General features: G+C 68.9%; 14 protein-coding genes and 4 tRNA genes. 11 read left to right on the top strand and 7 right to left on the bottom strand.

Translation table 11 applies throughout. The annotated features are described in order from the left end of the window. The first annotated feature begins 94 nt into the window (after window positions 1–94). The 4 genes from ASE01_RS24120 (at window position 95) to ASE01_RS20400 (ending at window position 4919) form a co-directional block, all read left to right on the top strand. Window positions 95–760: a lysophospholipid acyltransferase family protein gene (locus tag ASE01_RS24120; RefSeq protein WP_235536118.1), complete on the top strand. Its 666-nt coding sequence runs from the start codon at window positions 95–97 to the stop codon at window positions 758–760. Window positions 761–1646: 886 nt separating this feature from the next. Next, window positions 1647–4319: a MobF family relaxase gene (gene mobF, locus ASE01_RS20410; protein ID WP_082606268.1), complete on the top strand. Its 2673-nt coding sequence runs from the start codon at window positions 1647–1649 to the stop codon at window positions 4317–4319. Between the two features lie 170 nt (window positions 4320–4489). Then, entirely contained in the window at window positions 4490–4729 is a 240-nt protein-coding gene (locus ASE01_RS20405; protein WP_056756790.1) for a hypothetical protein, read from the top strand. Next, a complete protein-coding gene (locus ASE01_RS20400; RefSeq protein WP_056756787.1) occupies window positions 4722–4919 on the top strand; it encodes a helix-turn-helix domain-containing protein in 198 nt (65 codons plus the stop codon). Before ASE01_RS20405 ends, ASE01_RS20400 begins: the two co-directional genes overlap by 8 nt. A gap of 99 nt (window positions 4920–5018) precedes the next feature. Here ASE01_RS20400 and ASE01_RS20395 read toward each other — a convergent pair. From ASE01_RS20395 to ASE01_RS20385, 3 genes are all read right to left on the bottom strand, one after another. Then, window positions 5019–5093 (bottom strand) — tRNA-Val (locus ASE01_RS20395). A 22-nt stretch (window positions 5094–5115) separates the two neighbouring features. Beyond that, window positions 5116–5189 (bottom strand) — tRNA-Cys (locus ASE01_RS20390). 62 nt (window positions 5190–5251) lie between these two features. Next, a tRNA-Gly gene (locus ASE01_RS20385) sits at window positions 5252–5324 on the bottom strand. A gap of 126 nt (window positions 5325–5450) precedes the next feature. Here ASE01_RS20385 and ASE01_RS20380 point away from each other — a divergent pair. Beyond that, complete coding sequence (locus ASE01_RS20380; protein ID WP_056756778.1) at window positions 5451–6278, top strand: aminotransferase class IV; 828 nt, start codon at window positions 5451–5453, stop codon at window positions 6276–6278. Here ASE01_RS20380 and ASE01_RS20375 read toward each other — a convergent pair. Continuing rightward, window positions 6259–7437, bottom strand: a complete 1179-nt coding sequence (locus ASE01_RS20375; RefSeq protein WP_056756775.1) for a GAF domain-containing protein — start codon at window positions 7435–7437, stop codon at window positions 6259–6261. The genes ASE01_RS20380 and ASE01_RS20375 overlap by 20 nt on opposite strands. Window positions 7438–7529: 92 nt before the next feature. Here ASE01_RS20375 and ASE01_RS20370 point away from each other — a divergent pair, with 92 nt between their 5' ends. The 4 genes from ASE01_RS20370 to ASE01_RS20360 all read left to right on the top strand — a co-directional run bounded on the left by ASE01_RS20370 (window position 7530) and on the right by ASE01_RS20360 (window position 10375). Then, window positions 7530–9371: a flavin-containing monooxygenase gene (locus tag ASE01_RS20370; RefSeq protein ID WP_056756772.1), complete on the top strand. Its 1842-nt coding sequence runs from the start codon at window positions 7530–7532 to the stop codon at window positions 9369–9371. Between the two features lie 92 nt (window positions 9372–9463). Continuing rightward, window positions 9464–9535 (top strand) — tRNA-Val (locus tag ASE01_RS20365). Window positions 9536–9644: 109 nt separating this feature from the next. Next, on the top strand, window positions 9645–9914 hold the full coding sequence (locus ASE01_RS24575) for a hypothetical protein (protein ID WP_157537633.1): 270 nt from the start codon (window positions 9645–9647) through the stop codon (window positions 9912–9914). Next, window positions 9911–10375, top strand: a complete 465-nt coding sequence (locus ASE01_RS20360) for a carboxypeptidase-like regulatory domain-containing protein (RefSeq protein WP_056756768.1) — start codon at window positions 9911–9913, stop codon at window positions 10373–10375. Before ASE01_RS24575 ends, ASE01_RS20360 begins: the two co-directional genes overlap by 4 nt. 22 nt (window positions 10376–10397) lie before the next feature. On the opposite strand, the gene ASE01_RS20355 is transcribed toward ASE01_RS20360, so the two are convergent. The 3 genes from ASE01_RS20355 to ASE01_RS20345 are packed head-to-tail and all read right to left on the bottom strand — an operon-like array spanning window position 10398 to window position 12102. After that, the gene (locus ASE01_RS20355; RefSeq protein ID WP_056756765.1) at window positions 10398–11204 is read right to left on the bottom strand and encodes a sialate O-acetylesterase; all 807 of its coding nucleotides are present in this window, start codon (window positions 11202–11204) and stop codon (window positions 10398–10400) included. Window positions 11205–11215: 11 nt separating this feature from the next. Further along, window positions 11216–11725, bottom strand: a complete 510-nt coding sequence (locus tag ASE01_RS20350; protein WP_056756762.1) for a hypothetical protein — start codon at window positions 11723–11725, stop codon at window positions 11216–11218. Beyond that, entirely contained in the window at window positions 11722–12102 is a 381-nt protein-coding gene (locus tag ASE01_RS20345; protein ID WP_157537629.1) for a hypothetical protein, read from the bottom strand. Before ASE01_RS20345 ends, ASE01_RS20350 begins: the two co-directional genes overlap by 4 nt. Window positions 12103–12298: 196 nt before the next feature. Between ASE01_RS20345 and thrS the strand changes: the two genes are divergently transcribed. After that, window positions 12299–14281, top strand: coding sequence for a threonine--tRNA ligase (gene thrS, locus ASE01_RS20340; RefSeq protein ID WP_056756759.1), 1983 nt, complete (start codon window positions 12299–12301; stop codon window positions 14279–14281). Window positions 14282–14285: 4 nt separating this feature from the next. Beyond that, a complete protein-coding gene (locus ASE01_RS20335) occupies window positions 14286–15272 on the top strand; it encodes a hypothetical protein (RefSeq protein WP_056756758.1) in 987 nt (328 codons plus the stop codon).

Here is a 15272-nt window from a genome sequence, read left to right as displayed (position 1 = left end):
ATGCGCGACGTGCGCGGCGCGTGGTTCGCAGGGCCCGGGCAATCATCCTGTGACGTCTCCTGGAGGGCACACGGACTGGGGCGTTGCCTGGTGGGTGGCCGTCGTGATCTGCAAGCCGGTTCTGATTCTGGTGCGCCGGCGCGACTGGCGTGGAGTCGAGCGGATACCCGCACGCGGCCCAGCCGTACTCGCCGCGAACCACATCTCCAAACTGGACCCGTTACTCGTCGCCGAGATGGTCCTCGCCAACGGAAGGATCCCGGCGTTTCTTGCGAAGAGCAGCCTGTTCGAAGAAAAGATCGTAGGGAGGTGGTTCCGTGCGGCCGGACATGTGGAGGTGGATCGATCTCATGGTGCCGACGGATTCGGCGCCGCCCTGACGGCACTTCGCAGCGGTGCACTGCTCGTGGTCTATCCCGAAGGAACGATCACCAAGGACCCTGACGGCGGCTTGATGGAACTCAAGACAGGCGCTGTGCGGCTGGCAATCGAATCAGGAGCGCCGCTCATTCCCGTTGCCCAACGAGGCGCCGAAGAGATCCTGCCGGCCTACAGCCGCCGCCCGAAACTGTTCAAACGGCCCACCGTCACCATCGACATTGGTCCGCCGCTTGACCTGACCGATCTCAGGCAGCTCGGGCCCGGTCCCGAAGCGGCGATCGCCGGTACGCGCCGACTTGCCGACGCTCTGGCTCAGATGCTGGATCAACTGGCAGAGCGACACGGCGCGAGCGACCAATCCTCACGCTGCCGGTCATGAGCAACGTCCTCGTGACAGCCCGGTGAAGAATAGACGGGATTGGTGGCGAGATCTCCGCGTCCGAAATGGCGATGGCCCCGAGAAGTCCTGGGGCCATCGGCGACTGAATGTGAGTCACTCGATCAGTTCTGGACCTGATGTCGTCGTAGATGTGGAAACTGCCGGCCAGCACCGCCACTCACGATGATGCGCAAGCCGCGGGGAGCCCATTCGGGCCGATCTGGTGGACGCCGACTCCCGGCTCGTCCCCGAGCAGCCAGGACAACGAACGTCCTCTGAACTCAAGGAAGTGCGCAAAGACCAGTTGAGAGCGCTGGCATGATCGTGCGGGTCGCGCTCGGCGAAGGCGGCCAAGCGAAACGCAACGCCTACACAACCCACGCTGTTCGCAGCCCAGGGGACTGCTGATAGAAGACGGTGCGGGGTCCCAACATCTTCGGCATCCGCTAGATCGATTCTCATCGTCGAGGATCGACTGGGTCAACGTAAATCGACGCCAAGACGACCTCCGGTGCTGTCGTCGATCGGCATGCGCGGCAGCTCTACATAGCTTCTGCCGCGGCGCCCGCGCAGCCCGCGAACCGTCGGCCCTGTGCCTCCGGGAACGTCCCGCTTGGTGGTCGTCTGCCCCTGCAGTCGCACCTTGTGCGACCCCGAGGACATCACTGAGTACATCTCATTGCTGCATTCAGCTGTGAGCCCCAATGACGATTGTTGACGGACGCTGGCGAGTCCCAAAACCCGATCCCCACCAGGTGATTGGAAGGCTCGAAACCGGGCGGCACGCATGCTACGAAGGTTCGTAGATGGTCCGTCCCCCGGGGGGACGGACCGGTGTCATTTCAGGGGTCTTTGACGAGACGTGACGGGCGGTGACGAGGACATCATGCACGGTGGGGTGAAGTTCTACCGCGGCTCGGCAGCCGCCGCACGCTCCTATGTCGAGGCCGACCACTCACGTGGCGATGACTACTACCTCGCCGAGGGAAGCGGCGTTGCCGAGCACTACGCCGTCAACGTGAGCGGCGACGGAACTGTCATCGATCGGCGTCCCGATCTCGACGGCCCGACGTACGAAAAGTGGGTGGCCGGGTACGACGTGTCCACCGGTCAGCCGAAGGGCCGGTTGCGCGATGACGATCGCGCGTTGAGGTTCGTCGAGGTGGTCGTCAATGGACCCAAGACCTGGTCGCTCGCGGCCGCACTCCATCCGGATCTCGCTGCTGCTTACGAAGCGGCACAGACCCGCGCGGCCGAGGAGGTCATCGGGTGGGTTGCCCAGCACGCAACCACACGCGTCGGTCCGCGCGGACGCCAGGTCCAGGTACCCGTCGAGAAGATCGAGGCCGCGGTCGTGCGGCACTACACATCGCGTGCCGGTGACCCGCACCGTCACCTGCACGTTCAGATAAACGCGCGCGTGCACGCGGCAGGTGCATGGCGTGGCTTGCACTCCGTCGGAGTTGTTGACTCCATCGAGGCGCTCAATGGCATCGGTCACGCCGCCGTGATGTGCGACCCCGAGTTCCGCACCGCGCTCGCCGAACATGGCTACACGCTCGACGACTCCGGCGAGATTCAGCAGCTCGCGCCGTACGCCGGTCGGTTCAGCCAACGAACCTCGCAGATCAACCGCAACGTCGACCGCTACGAAGCCGCATGGCGCACCGAGCACCCCGGCGAGGAGCCGGGGCCGAAGCTGCGACAGTCGTGGGATCGTCGCGCGTGGGCTGATGCACGTCCCGACAAGGTTGTACCGGCCGACGGCGTCGACCTTGTCACTCGGTGGAACGTCGAGCTGCACGACCTCGGCTTCCGTCTACCGATAGAACCCGTCGAGGTTCGAGCGACGACTATCGGTCGGTTGCGTCGCGACGCTGCCGTTGATCTCGTCCTCACCCGGCTCGGAGCGAAACGCTCGGCCTGGAACGCCGCCGACATTCGCGGCGAAGTCGAGAAACTGATCCCCGCGGTCGGCATCATCGCCGACCGAGCCGCACGCACGGAGCTGGCCGAAGACCTCACCGCACGCGCGGTCGCCTGCTGCCGGCCGTTGCGCGAACGCGGTGACGTGCCGGACCACATCAGGAACCTCACCTCCGACCGGGTACTCGACGTCGAAGCGAAACTCATCGACGCCATCGCAACGCGCGTACTGCAACCGGTCCAACGTCCGGGCCGGATCACGAACAGCGACCACCTCGATGCCGCGCAACGGGCGGTCGTCGCGGCACTTGCCGGCGACGCCGGCCTCCTCGTCATTGAGGGTGCGGCCGGCACCGGAAAGACCACCACCCTCGCCGCCGCCCGCGCTGCCCTCGATGCGCAGTACCGCCGACTTCTTGTCGTCACACCGACCCTCAAAGCAGCACAGGCTGCGCGACAGCAGGTCGGCACCGATGCGTTCTCCGCGGCTTGGCTCATCCACCAAAATGGTTTCCGATGGGACCAGGACGGCCACTGGTCACGCATCAACCTCGCCCGCGAACAGATCAACGTCGCCGCACGGCTGTCACCCGGCGACGTCCTGCTCATCGACGAAGCCGGGATGCTCGACCAGGACACTGCCCGCGCACTGTTTGCGATCGCCGACCGCGCCTGCGCGACTGTTGCGCTTCTCGGGGACCGCCACCAACTGCCCGCCGTCGGTCGCGGCGGGCTACTCGACATCGCCGCACGCTGGACACCACCAACCGCACATCTCGAGCTCGAGTCCGTGCATCGATTCGTCGATCCGGAGTACGCCGACCTCAGCCTGAAGATGCGCGAAGGCGACCACCCAGCCGACGTCTTCGACGCCCTCCTCGAGCGCGGACTCATCAGCGTTCACGCCACCGATGTCGAACGCACCGCCGCCCTCGCGGACATCGGCGCCGCAAGCGAGGACCTGATCATCGCCGACACCCGCGAACAGGTCGGCGCGCTCAACGCCGCCATCCGCGACCACCGCCAGCCCCGTGATGAGCGGAACGGTGAGCCCGTCACCCGCAGTGGTGAGCGGATCGGCCTCGGTGACCGTGTCGCGACGCGTCGCAATGACCGCGAGCTCGGCGTCGCCAACCGCGACGTGTGGACCGTCGCCGGTATCGGCGACGACGGGAGCCTGCTGGTCACCGGTCGCGCCGGTCAACGAGAACTGCCCGCCGCCTACGCCGACCGGCACGTCGAACTGGCCTTCGCCTCGACCGTCTACGGCGCCCAGGGCGAGACCGTCGACTCCGCCCACCTCGTCGTGGGCGAGACCACCGGAGCAGCATCTGCGTACGTCGCCATGACCCGCGGCCGCCACAGCAACGTCGCCCACATGGTCGCCGATTCTGTCGAGGACGCCCGCGAGCAATGGGCGGGCGTGTTCAGTCGCAATCGAGCCGACCTCGGCCCAGGACACGCAGCGACCCGCGTCGACGAGGACATCGAGCGCTACGGCACACGGGCGCTGGCGCATTCCGAATCACTGCAGGCCGCCGCCCTGACCGACGGACTGGCCGAGCGCCCGCGGCGGCTTGAAGAGCGGCAACCCCTGAGCACCCCTCCGCGGGGGCAGGGAATCGGTCGTTGACCAAGTCCCATCGTTCAGGTGATCGCTCGCGGGACCTGAGACGACTTAGGTGACCAAGGAGCAGCCGGTCTCGACACGAGCGGTCAGCGGACGTCCGACCCACACGAGGGGCGGTGCTTCTCAACCAGAGTCGCCGAACCCGTCGGCGGCCAGCAACGAAAGGCGACGTGATGGTGACACCCATCGGGATCCCCGAGGACTGGGACGACAACGGCCTGATCCTGTTCGAGGAGTTCTGCGAACTCATCCGCACACCGCAACGCACCGTCCGTGACTGGCGTCGCCGTGGCATCGGCCCGCGATGGACGCGCTTTCAGGGCGTTGGCCGGCTCTACGTGACGGTCGCGGAGGCCCGTTGCTTCCTGGCCTCCGCCAAGGTCACCCAGGTCGAGGTGCGTTCCGATGGCTGAGCGACGAGCCATCGCGGTCTACGTGAGCCTCGAGGAGGCGGCCGAGTCCATGTCGGTCTCGGTCAGGACGATCCGGCGCTGGATCGCAGCCGGCACGCTTCCGGCGTACCGCTGCGGAAAGCGGGCCATCCGGATCAAGCTCGACGACCTAGAAGCCACTCCGCAAAAGATGCCCACAGCGCAACTCTGAGTGCCGCTGACGAGGTGCGCGCGCCGAATCCTTGTTGCACGTATGTTGCACGAAAAGCAGAACAGAGGCCCCAAAAGGGCCTCTGACCTGCGGCTTTACTGGTGGGCGATACTGGGTTTGAACCAGTGACCTCTTCCGTGTCAAGGAAGCGCGCTACCGCTGCGCCAATCGCCCGTGGTGGTGCTGTGGAGTTGTGTGGAGGTGGGTACGGGATTTGAACCCGTGTACACGGATTTGCAGTCCGTTGCCTCGCCTCTCGGCCAACCCACCATGGAGGCCTACCAAACCAATCACCTGGACTGACCTGGTCAGCCAGTGGCCTGACCTCTCCGAGCGGACAACGAGACTCGAACTCGCGACCTCAACCTTGGCAAGGTTGCGCTCTACCAACTGAGCTATGTCCGCATCGCACCTCTTTGCGGACCGTTTCCGGCCGCTCTGTGGTGCGGTTGAGAACATTAGCCGATCCTCTGAACGGCACCAAAACGGGGGTCCATTTGGGCATGTCGCGCACCCTCCTAGGCTGGCCCCATGCGCGTGTGGATCAACGGTGAGACCCTGCCCGACGCGACCGCTCCGGCGGTGCCCGTGACCGACCACGGACTGACCGTGGGGGATGCGGTGTTCGAGGCCGTGAAGGTGGTCGACGGCCAGCCCTTCGCGTTCCAGCGACACCTCGACCGGCTCGAGCGATCCGCAGCGGGACTGGGCCTGGTCGGCCTCGACATCGACGACGTACGACGGGGGGTCGCCGCGGTGCTGGAGGGCGACCCGATCGCTCTGGGGCGCCTGCGGATCACCGTGACCGGGGGCAATGCGCCGCTGGGCAGCGGGCGTGGCACGGAGCCGCCGACGGTGATCGTCGTGGCGTCGCCGATGGCGCCCGCAGCGGAGACGACGGCGGTGATCACGGTTCCGTGGCCGCGCAACGAGCGCGGGGCGCTGGCCGGGTTGAAGACGACGTCGTACGCGGAGAACGTCGTGGCGTTGACGGCCGCTCAGCAGCGCGGGGCGACCGAGGCCGTCTTCGAGAACCTCGCGGGCAACCTGTGCGAGGGCACGGGGACCAACGTCTTCTACGTGGTCGACGGCGAGCTGCGGACCCCGTCGCTCGCCAGCGGTTGCCTCGCAGGCGTGACGAGGGATCTGGTGCTCGAGTGGTTCGGTGGCCGTGAGGTCGACGAGCCCATCGCGATCGCGGCGGCGGCCGAGGAGATCTTCGTGGTCTCCACGACCCGCGACGTCCAGGGCGTGCACCGCTGGAACGACCGCGACCTGCCTGCTCCGGGGCCGGTGACCACGGCGGCAGCGAAGGCTTGGCGCGAGAACGAGTCGGCGCTCATCGGCTTCGATCGTTGACGATGCTCAGCTGGACGCCCTCGCCCAGCCGGTAGGGGTTGGTCGCCAGCAGCGCACCGAGGGCCTTGCGCATCCGCGAGATCTCGGCCCGCACCGTCACCTGGTGCTCCCCGTCGCCGTACAACCGGTGGCTCAGGACGCCCGCCGTCAACCCGCCGCGTCCGGCGGATCCCAGGGCGGCCAGCACCTCGGCATGGCGCGGTGAGAGGGCGACGCGCCACGGAGCGTCGTGACCACGGACCTCCAGCATCGCTGGCGTGGAGCCCAGGTCGAGGGTCAGGTGCAGCACCGTCTCCTCGCCGGACGGCCGGATCAACCAGCCGCCCCGCAGTCGCTCGGGCAGGCACAGTCCGAGCCCGGGCACTGCGACCGCGCGATCGGTGCGGGGCGCCTCGATCCGGTCGCGCACCGACACGCCCTGGTGGGCCGCGACCCAGCCGTGGTCGTCGACGACGAGCAGGGGACCGTTCGCGCCGGACAGCAAGGGTTGCGCCGTACGCCGCAGCTGCTCGAGCCGCTCCTCGTGGTGTCGCCACAGGCGCGCCTCGGCGAGGCGCACGGACGCGGTCACGAGCGCCTCGATGGCCGGGTGCAGGGTCAGCGCCGGACCGCTGACGTCGACGATGCCGAGCAGCGATCCGTCGATCGGGTCGTGGATGGGGGAGGCCGTGCAGTACCAGGGGACCTGGGCGTTCTCGAAGTGCTCGGCCGAGAACAGCTGCACCGGAGCACCCTCTGCGAGGGCGGTCCCGATCGCGTTGGTGCCCACGGCTGCCTCGGTCCACAGTGCACCGTCGGTGAACCCGAGGCCGTCGGCCTGCCGCTTCACCCGCGGCGAACCGCTGCGCCACAGCACCACGCCCTCGGAGTCGGCGACCACGACGAGGTAGTTCGACGCGTCGGCGGCGCTGAGCAGCAGCTCGCGGATCTCGTCGATGACGAGTGCCAGGCGCGACGTACGACGCCGCTCGTCCACGTCAGCAGGCGTCAGCGGGTCCCGCCCGTTGCGACCGTCGGGGTCGATCCCGAGGCTGATCACGCGACTCCACGACCGGGCCACGACGGCCCGCGGCCGCTCGGGCGGCGCGGATCCGGAGAGCACCGCGTCGTGGATCCGGACCAGGTCGCGGGCCCGCATCGCGAGGTCGTGCGTGGCCATGCCTCCACGATAGGTGCGCGATGTGACCGGGGCCACATGCAACAACGTGCAACGGTTCCGGCCGCGGGGTGCCGGGGCGTCTCCTTCTCGGCATGACCCAGCTCGAAGAACGTCCCACCACCCTCGCCACGGCCGAGGATCCCGCCACTGCGTGGTTCGCCGCCTTCGAGGACGCCCTCGTCGCCCGTGACGTCGACCGCGCCTCGAACCTCTTCGCCGCCACGAGCTTCTGGCGCGACCTGATCGCCTTCTCGTGGAACCTCACGACGGTCGAGAACCCCGCCGGGGTCGCCGATCTCCTGACCAGCACCCTCGACCGCGTCGACCCGTCCGGCTTCCGGCTCTCGGAGCCCGCCGTCACTGCGGACGGCGTCACCACCGCGTGGTTCGAGTTCGAGACCGCGGTGGGTCGTGGTCGTGGCCTTCTGCGCCTCCTCGACGGGGGCGACGGCGACGGCGAGGGCCCGAAGGCGTGGACCTTCCTGACGACCCTCTACGAGCTCAAGGGCCACGAGGAGCCGCGGGGCGTACGACGCCCGATGGGCGCCGAGCACGGTGCGAGCACCGAGCGCGTCACGTGGCTGGAGAAGCAGCAGGCCGAGAACGCCGCTCTCGGTGTCGACACCCAGCCCTATGTGCTGGTCGTCGGCGGCGGCCAGGGAGGGATCGCCCTCGGCGCACGGCTGCGGCAGCTCGGCGTACCCGCCCTCGTCATCGACAAGAACCCGCGCCCCGGCGACCAGTGGCGCAACCGCTACAAGTCGCTCTGCCTCCACGACCCGGTCTGGTACGACCACCTGCCCTACCTGAAGTTCCCCGACAACTGGCCGGTGTTCGCGCCGAAGGACAAGGTCGGCGACTGGCTCGAGTTCTACACGCGGGTCATGGAGGTGCCGTACTGGTCCAACACCGTGGCGACCGACGCGTCGTACGACGAGGCGGCGGGGGAGTGGACCGTCCACCTCGAGCGGGAGGGCGCACCGCTGGTGCTCAAACCGTCCCACCTCGTCATGGCGACCGGGATGTCCGGCAAGCCCAACATCCCCGTCGTGCCCGGCGCGGAGGTGTTCCAGGGCGAGCAGCACCACTCCTCGCAGCACCCCGGCCCGGATGCGTACGCCGGCAAGAAGGTCGTCGTGATCGGCAGCAACAACTCCGCCTTCGACATCTGCGGGGCGCTCTGGGAGACCGGGGCCGACGTCACGATGGTGCAGCGGTCCTCGACGCACATCGTGAAGAGCGACACGCTCATGGACATCGGTCTCGGCGACCTCTACTCGGAGCGGGCGCTGGAGGCCGGTGTCACCACGGAGAAGGCTGACCTGATCTTCGCCTCGCTGCCGTACCGGATCATGCACGAGTTCCAGATCCCGCTCTACGACCAGATGCGGGAGCGCGACAAGGACTTCTACGACCGGCTGGAGTCCGCCGGGTTCGACCTCGACTGGGGCGACGACGGGTCGGGCCTGTTCATGAAGTACCTCCGCCGCGGCTCCGGCTACTACATCGACGTCGGCGCCGCCGAGCTCGTCGCGAGCGGCGACGTGAAGCTCGCCCACGGTCAGGTCGACCACCTGACCGAGACCTCCGTGGTCCTCGCCGACGGCACCACGCTGGACGCCGATCTCGTCGTCTACGCCACCGGCTACGGGTCGATGAACGGCTGGGCCGCCGACCTGATCAGCCAGGAGGTCGCCGACCGCGTCGGCAAGGTCTGGGGCCTCGGCTCCGAGACCACCAAGGACCCCGGTCCGTGGGAGGGCGAGCAGCGCAACATGTGGAAGCCGACCCAGCAGGAGAACCTCTGGTTCCACGGCGGCAACCTGCACCAGTCGCGGCACTACTCGCTCTACCTCGCGCTGCAGCTCAAGGCCCGCCACGCGGGCCTCGACACCCCGGTGCACCGGCTGCAGGAGGTGCACCACCTGGGCTGAGCGCGCCCCCTGCGGGCGGCGAGGTCCCGATGTGAACCGCGGTCAGGAGATGCGTTAGAGTCTCCGACCGCGGTTCCTTCGGGTTCCGTTCCGGGCGATTGGCGCAGTGGTAGCGCGCTTCGTTCACACCGAAGAGGTCACTGGTTCGAACCCAGTATCGCCCACCCGGACAGCTCCACAGCAGCACGAGACCCGCAGGCAGAGCCGCACTCGACGAGTGCGGCTCTCGTCGTTTTCCTGCGGCGGCGGGCGGTGACGTCGTACAAAAGTGACATGAAGCGACTCCTCGTCGTCCTGGCCGCCCTCGCGGCCGGACTCCTCCCGTTCCTCGCGCAGCCCAGCACGGCCGCGCCCCTCGCAGCGGCCAAGGCCCCGGCGCCCATCAGCGGGCGCGTCTTCTCCGGCGGCGTGCCCGCCGCCGGCCTCAAGATCGAGCTGCGCTCCGGACCTCCGGGACGCTCATCGGCTCCACCACGACCAACAGCGAGGGGCGGTTCTACGTCACCCGGACCGGTCCGAGGCCGCGCGGCGGGTCGTACGTGAAGGTCGTCGCCAACGCGACCGTCCAGGGCGGCGTCGTCGGCGGTGACCCGAGCGAGACGCCGAAGTGGGTGCAGCCGAGCTACACCTACGGCACCCGCTACGTCGACGGCACCTCGCTCGGCCGCATCTACGCGCTGCCCGCCTACGTCCGGGGCAAGCTCGTCGACGCCGTCACCTCGGCCCCGGTCGTCGGTGCGTCGGTCCGGCTGCGCCACGCCTCCGGCAACGCGATCGCGGTCCACGTGCTCACCGACCGCAACGGCATCTTCCGCTTGAAGCCGGTCAAGGGCGAGGACTTCAACCTCCAGGTCGTCGGCTCGGGCGTCGGGTACGAGAACGGCTACCGCGGGTGCGAGGTGTCGGGCAAGGCGCCGGTGGTGCCGACCATCGGCGACGCCTGTCAGAGCGATCTCGGCGACATCGGGCGCGTGTACGTCGACCAGCTGCCCGGACCGGCCTGACCGGCCTGACCGGCCGACGAGCTCAGAGCGCCTGCCGGAGCCGCCGCGCGATCGTCATCCCGCGCGGCGGCGCCTCGGCCGATGCGAGGAGTCCGAGGTGGGTGGCCACGTTGCGGGCGGCGCCCGCGCCCATGTGGTTGAGGCCGACCTGCGCGTAGTGGAGCGGGTCGCGCATCCAGCCGCGCGCGGGGAACTGGGCGCACTCGTCGTAGGCCATCGTCAGCCCAGGGGCGGCGCAGGCCACGTCCTGGCCGGCGCGGACGGCGGCGTACCCGTCCTCGAAGCCCTGCCGGTCACCCAGTCGCAGCACGTACATCTCGCCCGGTCCGACCGAGGTGGCGAAGTGGCCGGCGAGGGCGATCAGCGCGGCGGCGTACTGCGCGGAGAGGGTCGGCAGCTTCCGCAGTGCCTGGGCGTCGTTCTCGCCCTGGTGCCACAGCACGCCTCTCCACACAGGCGTCCACCCTGCCGCGGCGAGGTGCGTGAGCGCGGAGGAGTACGCCGCGGAGGCGGCCGCGCGCAACAAGCCGGTCGGGGACCAGTGGCCGTTGGTGACGCTGGCGGCCGGGAGCAGGGCCGAGCCGCCGATCGCCTTCGAGACGATGCAGGCAGGACGTCCGGACGCTGCCGTGAAGGTGTCGAGGAAGGCAGGCCACGCCGATCCGTGGGCGGCGCCGTGGAACGGGTCGAGCGCAGGCGTGATCAGCACGTCCGGTTGTCGGAACTCGTGCGCGAGCCCGGCGACGGTGATCGGCGCGGCGGATGCGGTGCCCCGGCCGGCTGCGTTCGACTGTCCGGCCACGCCGAACACGTCGATCAACCCGTTCATCGATCCCGTCCTCAACCTGCCGGGAGTGCGAACGGCCCGCCGCTGGCCTGCTGGACGTTCATTCGTCCGGCAGCGCGCCAGACCACGAGGCGCTCGAGGGTGTCCGCAGTGGTCGTGAGCACGACCGCCGCTGCTCCCACCCAGGTTGTCGGCAGGACGACCTCGCGTCCGCCGACCGCGTCCTGGACGAGCTCGACGGTGACCGACTGCCCTTCGACGAAGCCGTCCGCGACCAGGCTGACGTCCGCCGTGAGGTTCAGGCTGAAGTACGTCGCCGTGGCCGGGGTGAGCGTGAAGGTCGGGCTCGTGACGTCCTCGACCCGCACGATCTCGGTGGTGCTGCCGAGGGCGAGGACCGTCTCGGCGTCGAGGTATTGCGGCAGGTTCAGCCACCTCGAGGTGCCGTTGCCGATGCGGAGTGCGCCGGTGGTCGTGTCGACCCCGGGCTCACCCTGCAGGAGGACCGGGTTGGCGGCCTGCCACTGGGCGGTGGTCCCGCGGCGCAACCGGATCGTCGTCACGGTCGCCCTCCGTCGATCACGGACGGTGGGGCGACCACGGGCCGGGCGGTCAGCGGGACCGCGGAGGCCGGAACCCTGCGGAGCAGCACCACGAAGCGCTGGGCCGCGGAGAAGGTGGTGCCGCTGCGCGGCTTGAGCAGGTACGTCGAGGTGTCGAACGGGCTGAACGCGCGCACGGCGTACCGGCCGCTCGACCTGCTCACCGAGTGGATGCGGACGACCGTGCCGCCGGTGCCGACCACCAGATCGCCGCTGCGGAGCTCGGCGACGAGCAGGTGGCGGGTCTCGGAGGACGCCGCATCGGCCGCCTGACCGGTCGCCACGACCGCGCCGCCCGCGAGGAGCGACGCGAACATCGCTCGACGCGGAGTACCCATCGCGAGGAGCGTAAGGATGCTCCGCCTCTTGCGCCGGTGTTTTCGCTGAGCCCTTGGTAAAATCTGTCCGGGGTCCTGGGAAGGCGGGTGCGCTCCTCGCCGGTGGGGGAATCGGCTGGGTGGTGGGTCCGGCTGGCCGATACGATCGGCGTCGTGCCCGGGACCGGGCACAGCCGTCTCGTGAAGGAGCCCCTCCGTGTCCGACATCAAGGTCGTCGTACTCATCCCTGATGCGCGTCAGGAGTCGACGGTCACCGAGGGCACGAAGGCCTGGGAGCTGTTCAGGGACGACGCGGACGTCATCGCCGCCCGGGTCGGTGGCCAGCTGAAGGACCTGTCCTACGAGCTCGCCGACGGCGACGAGGTCGAAGGGGTCGCCATCGACAGCCCCGACGGCCTGGACATCCTGCGCCACTCGACCGCCCACGTGCTCGCGCAGGCGGTCCAGCAACTCTTCCCGGAGGCCAAGCTCGGGATCGGTCCGCCGATCGAGAACGGCTTCTACTACGACTTCGACGTCCCGGTGCCGTTCGTGCCCGAGGACCTGGTCAAGCTCGAGACCGCGATGCGCAAGATCATCAAGGAGAACCAGCGCTTCTCGCGCCGGATCACCACCGACGAGGACGCGCTGGTCGAGCTCGCCGACGAGCCCTACAAGGTCGAGCTGATCGGACTCAAGGGCTCGGCCGCCGACGCCGCCGAGGGTGCCAGCGCCGAGGTCGGTGCGGGCGAGCTCACCATCTACGACAACCTCAACCGCAACAACGAGGTCGCGTGGAAGGACCTCTGCCGTGGCCCCCACCTGCCGACCACCAAGCGGATCCCCGCGTTCAAGCTGATGCGCAGCGCCGCGGCGTACTGGCGCGGCGACGAGAAGAACAAGCAGCTCCAACGGGTCTACGGCACGGCGTGGCCGACCAAGGAGGCGCTCGAGGAGCACCTGCACCGCCTCGAGGAGGCCGAGCGTCGCGACCACCGCAAGCTCGGCCGGGAGCTCGACCTGTTCAGCTTCCCCGACGAGATCGGTTCCGGCCTGCCGGTGTTCCATCCCAAGGGTGGCGTGCTCAAGCGCGAGATGGAGGACTACGTCCGCCTCCGCCACATCGAGGAGGGCTTCTCGTACGTCGGCACGCCGCACATCAGCAAGGACGGCCTGTTCCACACCTCCGGCCACCTGCCGTACTACGCCGACACGATGTTCCCGCCGATGGAGTTCGAGGGCACGAACTACCAGCTCAAGGCCATGAACTGCCCGATGCACAACCTGATCTTCAGCAGCAGGGGGCGCTCCTACCGTGAGCTCCCGCTGCGGTTGTTCGAGTTCGGCAGCGTCTACCGCTACGAGAAGTCCGGCGTCATCCACGGCCTCACCCGGGTGCGCGGCTTCGCCCAGGACGACTCGCACTCCTACTGCACCCCCGACCAGGCACCGGCCGAGGTCAAGCACCTGCTGAACTTCATGCTCGGTGTGCTGCGCGACTTCGGGCTCGACGACTTCTACCTCGAGCTGTCCACCCGCGACGACGCCAAGCCGGACAAGTTCGTCGGCAGCGAGGAGGACTGGGCCACCGCCACCAAGGTGCTCGAGGACGTCGCAGCCGAGACCGGCCTGGACCTCGTCCCCGACCCCGGTGGCGCCGCGTTCTACGGCCCCAAGATCTCGGTCCAGGCCAAGGACGCGATCGGTCGCACCTGGCAGATGGGCACGGTGCAGTACGACTTCAACCAGCCGGCCCGCTTCGGCCTCGAGTACACCTCCTCCGACGGCACCAAGCAGCAGCCGGTGATGATCCACTCCGCGAAGTTCGGCTCGATCGAGCGGTTCCTCGGGGTCCTCGTCGAGCACTATGCCGGCGCGTTCCCCCCGTGGCTCGCTCCGGTCCAGGTCGTCGGGATCCCGGTCGCCGAGACCTTCACCGACTACATGTACGACGTCGCAGCGCAGCTGAAGGCGCGCGGCATCCGGGTGGAGGTCGACGAGTCGGACGACCGGTTCCAGAAGAAGATCCGCAACGCCCAGCTGCAGAAGATCCCCTTCATGCTGATCGCCGGCGGCGAGGACGTCGAGAAGGGCGCGGTCAGCTTCCGCTACCGCGACGGCCGCCAGGACAACGGCGTCCCGATCGCCGAGGCGATCGAGCGTGTGGTCGCCGCCGTGGCCTCGCGTCAGCAGGTCTGACGACGTGAAGAGGCGGGCAGCGGGCGTCGTACTCCTTGCGGCGCTGCTGCCTGCCCTCGCGGCGTGCAGCGGCTCCGACCCCTCGGCGGGCGCGCCGCCGCGTCCGCCTGCTCCGAGCACGGCGACGCCCTCGGACGGCGCGGACGGCAAGCCGGGCGGTGACGCCGGCGATCCGGGTGCCGACGCGAGCGACCTGGCCGAGGCGGCCGAGGACCTCGCTCGCGAGGGCACCCAGCCCACCGGCAACATCGCGCCGCGTGACGGCGAGGTGCTCGGCGGCGACGTGAGCTGGCCGCAGTGCCCCAAGGGCATGGGGATCCCCGAGAAGCAGGGGCTGGCCATGCCGATGCCCCTGCCCGAGGCCGAGTACGTCGTGCTCGGGCTCACCAACGGCCCCGGCTTCACGTTCAACCCCTGCCTGGAGGACCAGGTCCAGTGGGCGCGCGAGAACGACGTGCTCGTCTCCGTCTACGCCGTCTCGAGCTACCCGAGCAAGAAGACGCTGGAGAAGTACGGCGCCGACGGTCCGCACGACGCGTCGACGACGACCGGGCAGCTCAAGAACGTCGGCTACCAGCAGGCCCGCTTCAACATCGGCACGATGGGGGAGGTCGGCCTGCTCAGCCCGATCATCTGGATCGATGTCGAGCCGGTCCCCGTCTTCGAGTGGAGCAGCAACCTGAAGGCGAACGCCGCGGTCATCGAGGGGGTGGCCCGTGGGTACGTCGACGCCGGCTTCCGCATCGGCGTCTACTCCACGCCCAGCCTCTACGCCCGGGTGGTCGGCGACCTCGACCTCGGTGGCATCCCGGAGTGGCGTGCGGCCGGTCAGACCTCACGTGCCGAGGCCCTCAACCGGTGCGGTCCGGACTGGTCGATCCAGGGCGGTACGGCCGTGATGGGGCAGTGGGTCGAGCAGCGGCGCGACCAGAACATCACCTGCCCCGGGATCGCCGCCGACCTCGGCCAGTGGTTCCACCGGTTGACGTGA

This window comes from Nocardioides sp. Root190, from assembly GCF_001428565.1.
Taxonomy (GTDB): Bacteria; Actinomycetota; Actinomycetes; order Propionibacteriales; family Nocardioidaceae; genus Nocardioides.
This window is presented reverse-complemented; position numbering and strand designations above follow the sequence as displayed.

Coding starts and splice junctions, on each gene's coding strand:
- mobF (WP_082606268.1), top strand. CDS start 1,647: ATGCACGGTGGGGTGAAGTTCTACCGCGGCTCGGCAGCCGCCGCACGC.
- ASE01_RS20405 (WP_056756790.1), top strand. CDS start 4,490: ATGGTGACACCCATCGGGATCCCCGAGGACTGGGACGACAACGGCCTG.
- ASE01_RS20400 (WP_056756787.1), top strand. CDS start 4,722: ATGGCTGAGCGACGAGCCATCGCGGTCTACGTGAGCCTCGAGGAGGCG.
- ASE01_RS20380 (WP_056756778.1), top strand. CDS start 5,451: ATGCGCGTGTGGATCAACGGTGAGACCCTGCCCGACGCGACCGCTCCG.
- ASE01_RS20375 (WP_056756775.1), bottom strand. CDS start 7,437: ATGGCCACGCACGACCTCGCGATGCGGGCCCGCGACCTGGTCCGGATC.
- ASE01_RS20370 (WP_056756772.1), top strand. CDS start 7,530: ATGACCCAGCTCGAAGAACGTCCCACCACCCTCGCCACGGCCGAGGAT.
- ASE01_RS24575 (WP_157537633.1), top strand. CDS start 9,645: ATGAAGCGACTCCTCGTCGTCCTGGCCGCCCTCGCGGCCGGACTCCTC.
- ASE01_RS20355 (WP_056756765.1), bottom strand. CDS start 11,204: ATGAACGGGTTGATCGACGTGTTCGGCGTGGCCGGACAGTCGAACGCA.
- ASE01_RS20345 (WP_157537629.1), bottom strand. CDS start 12,102: ATGGGTACTCCGCGTCGAGCGATGTTCGCGTCGCTCCTCGCGGGCGGC.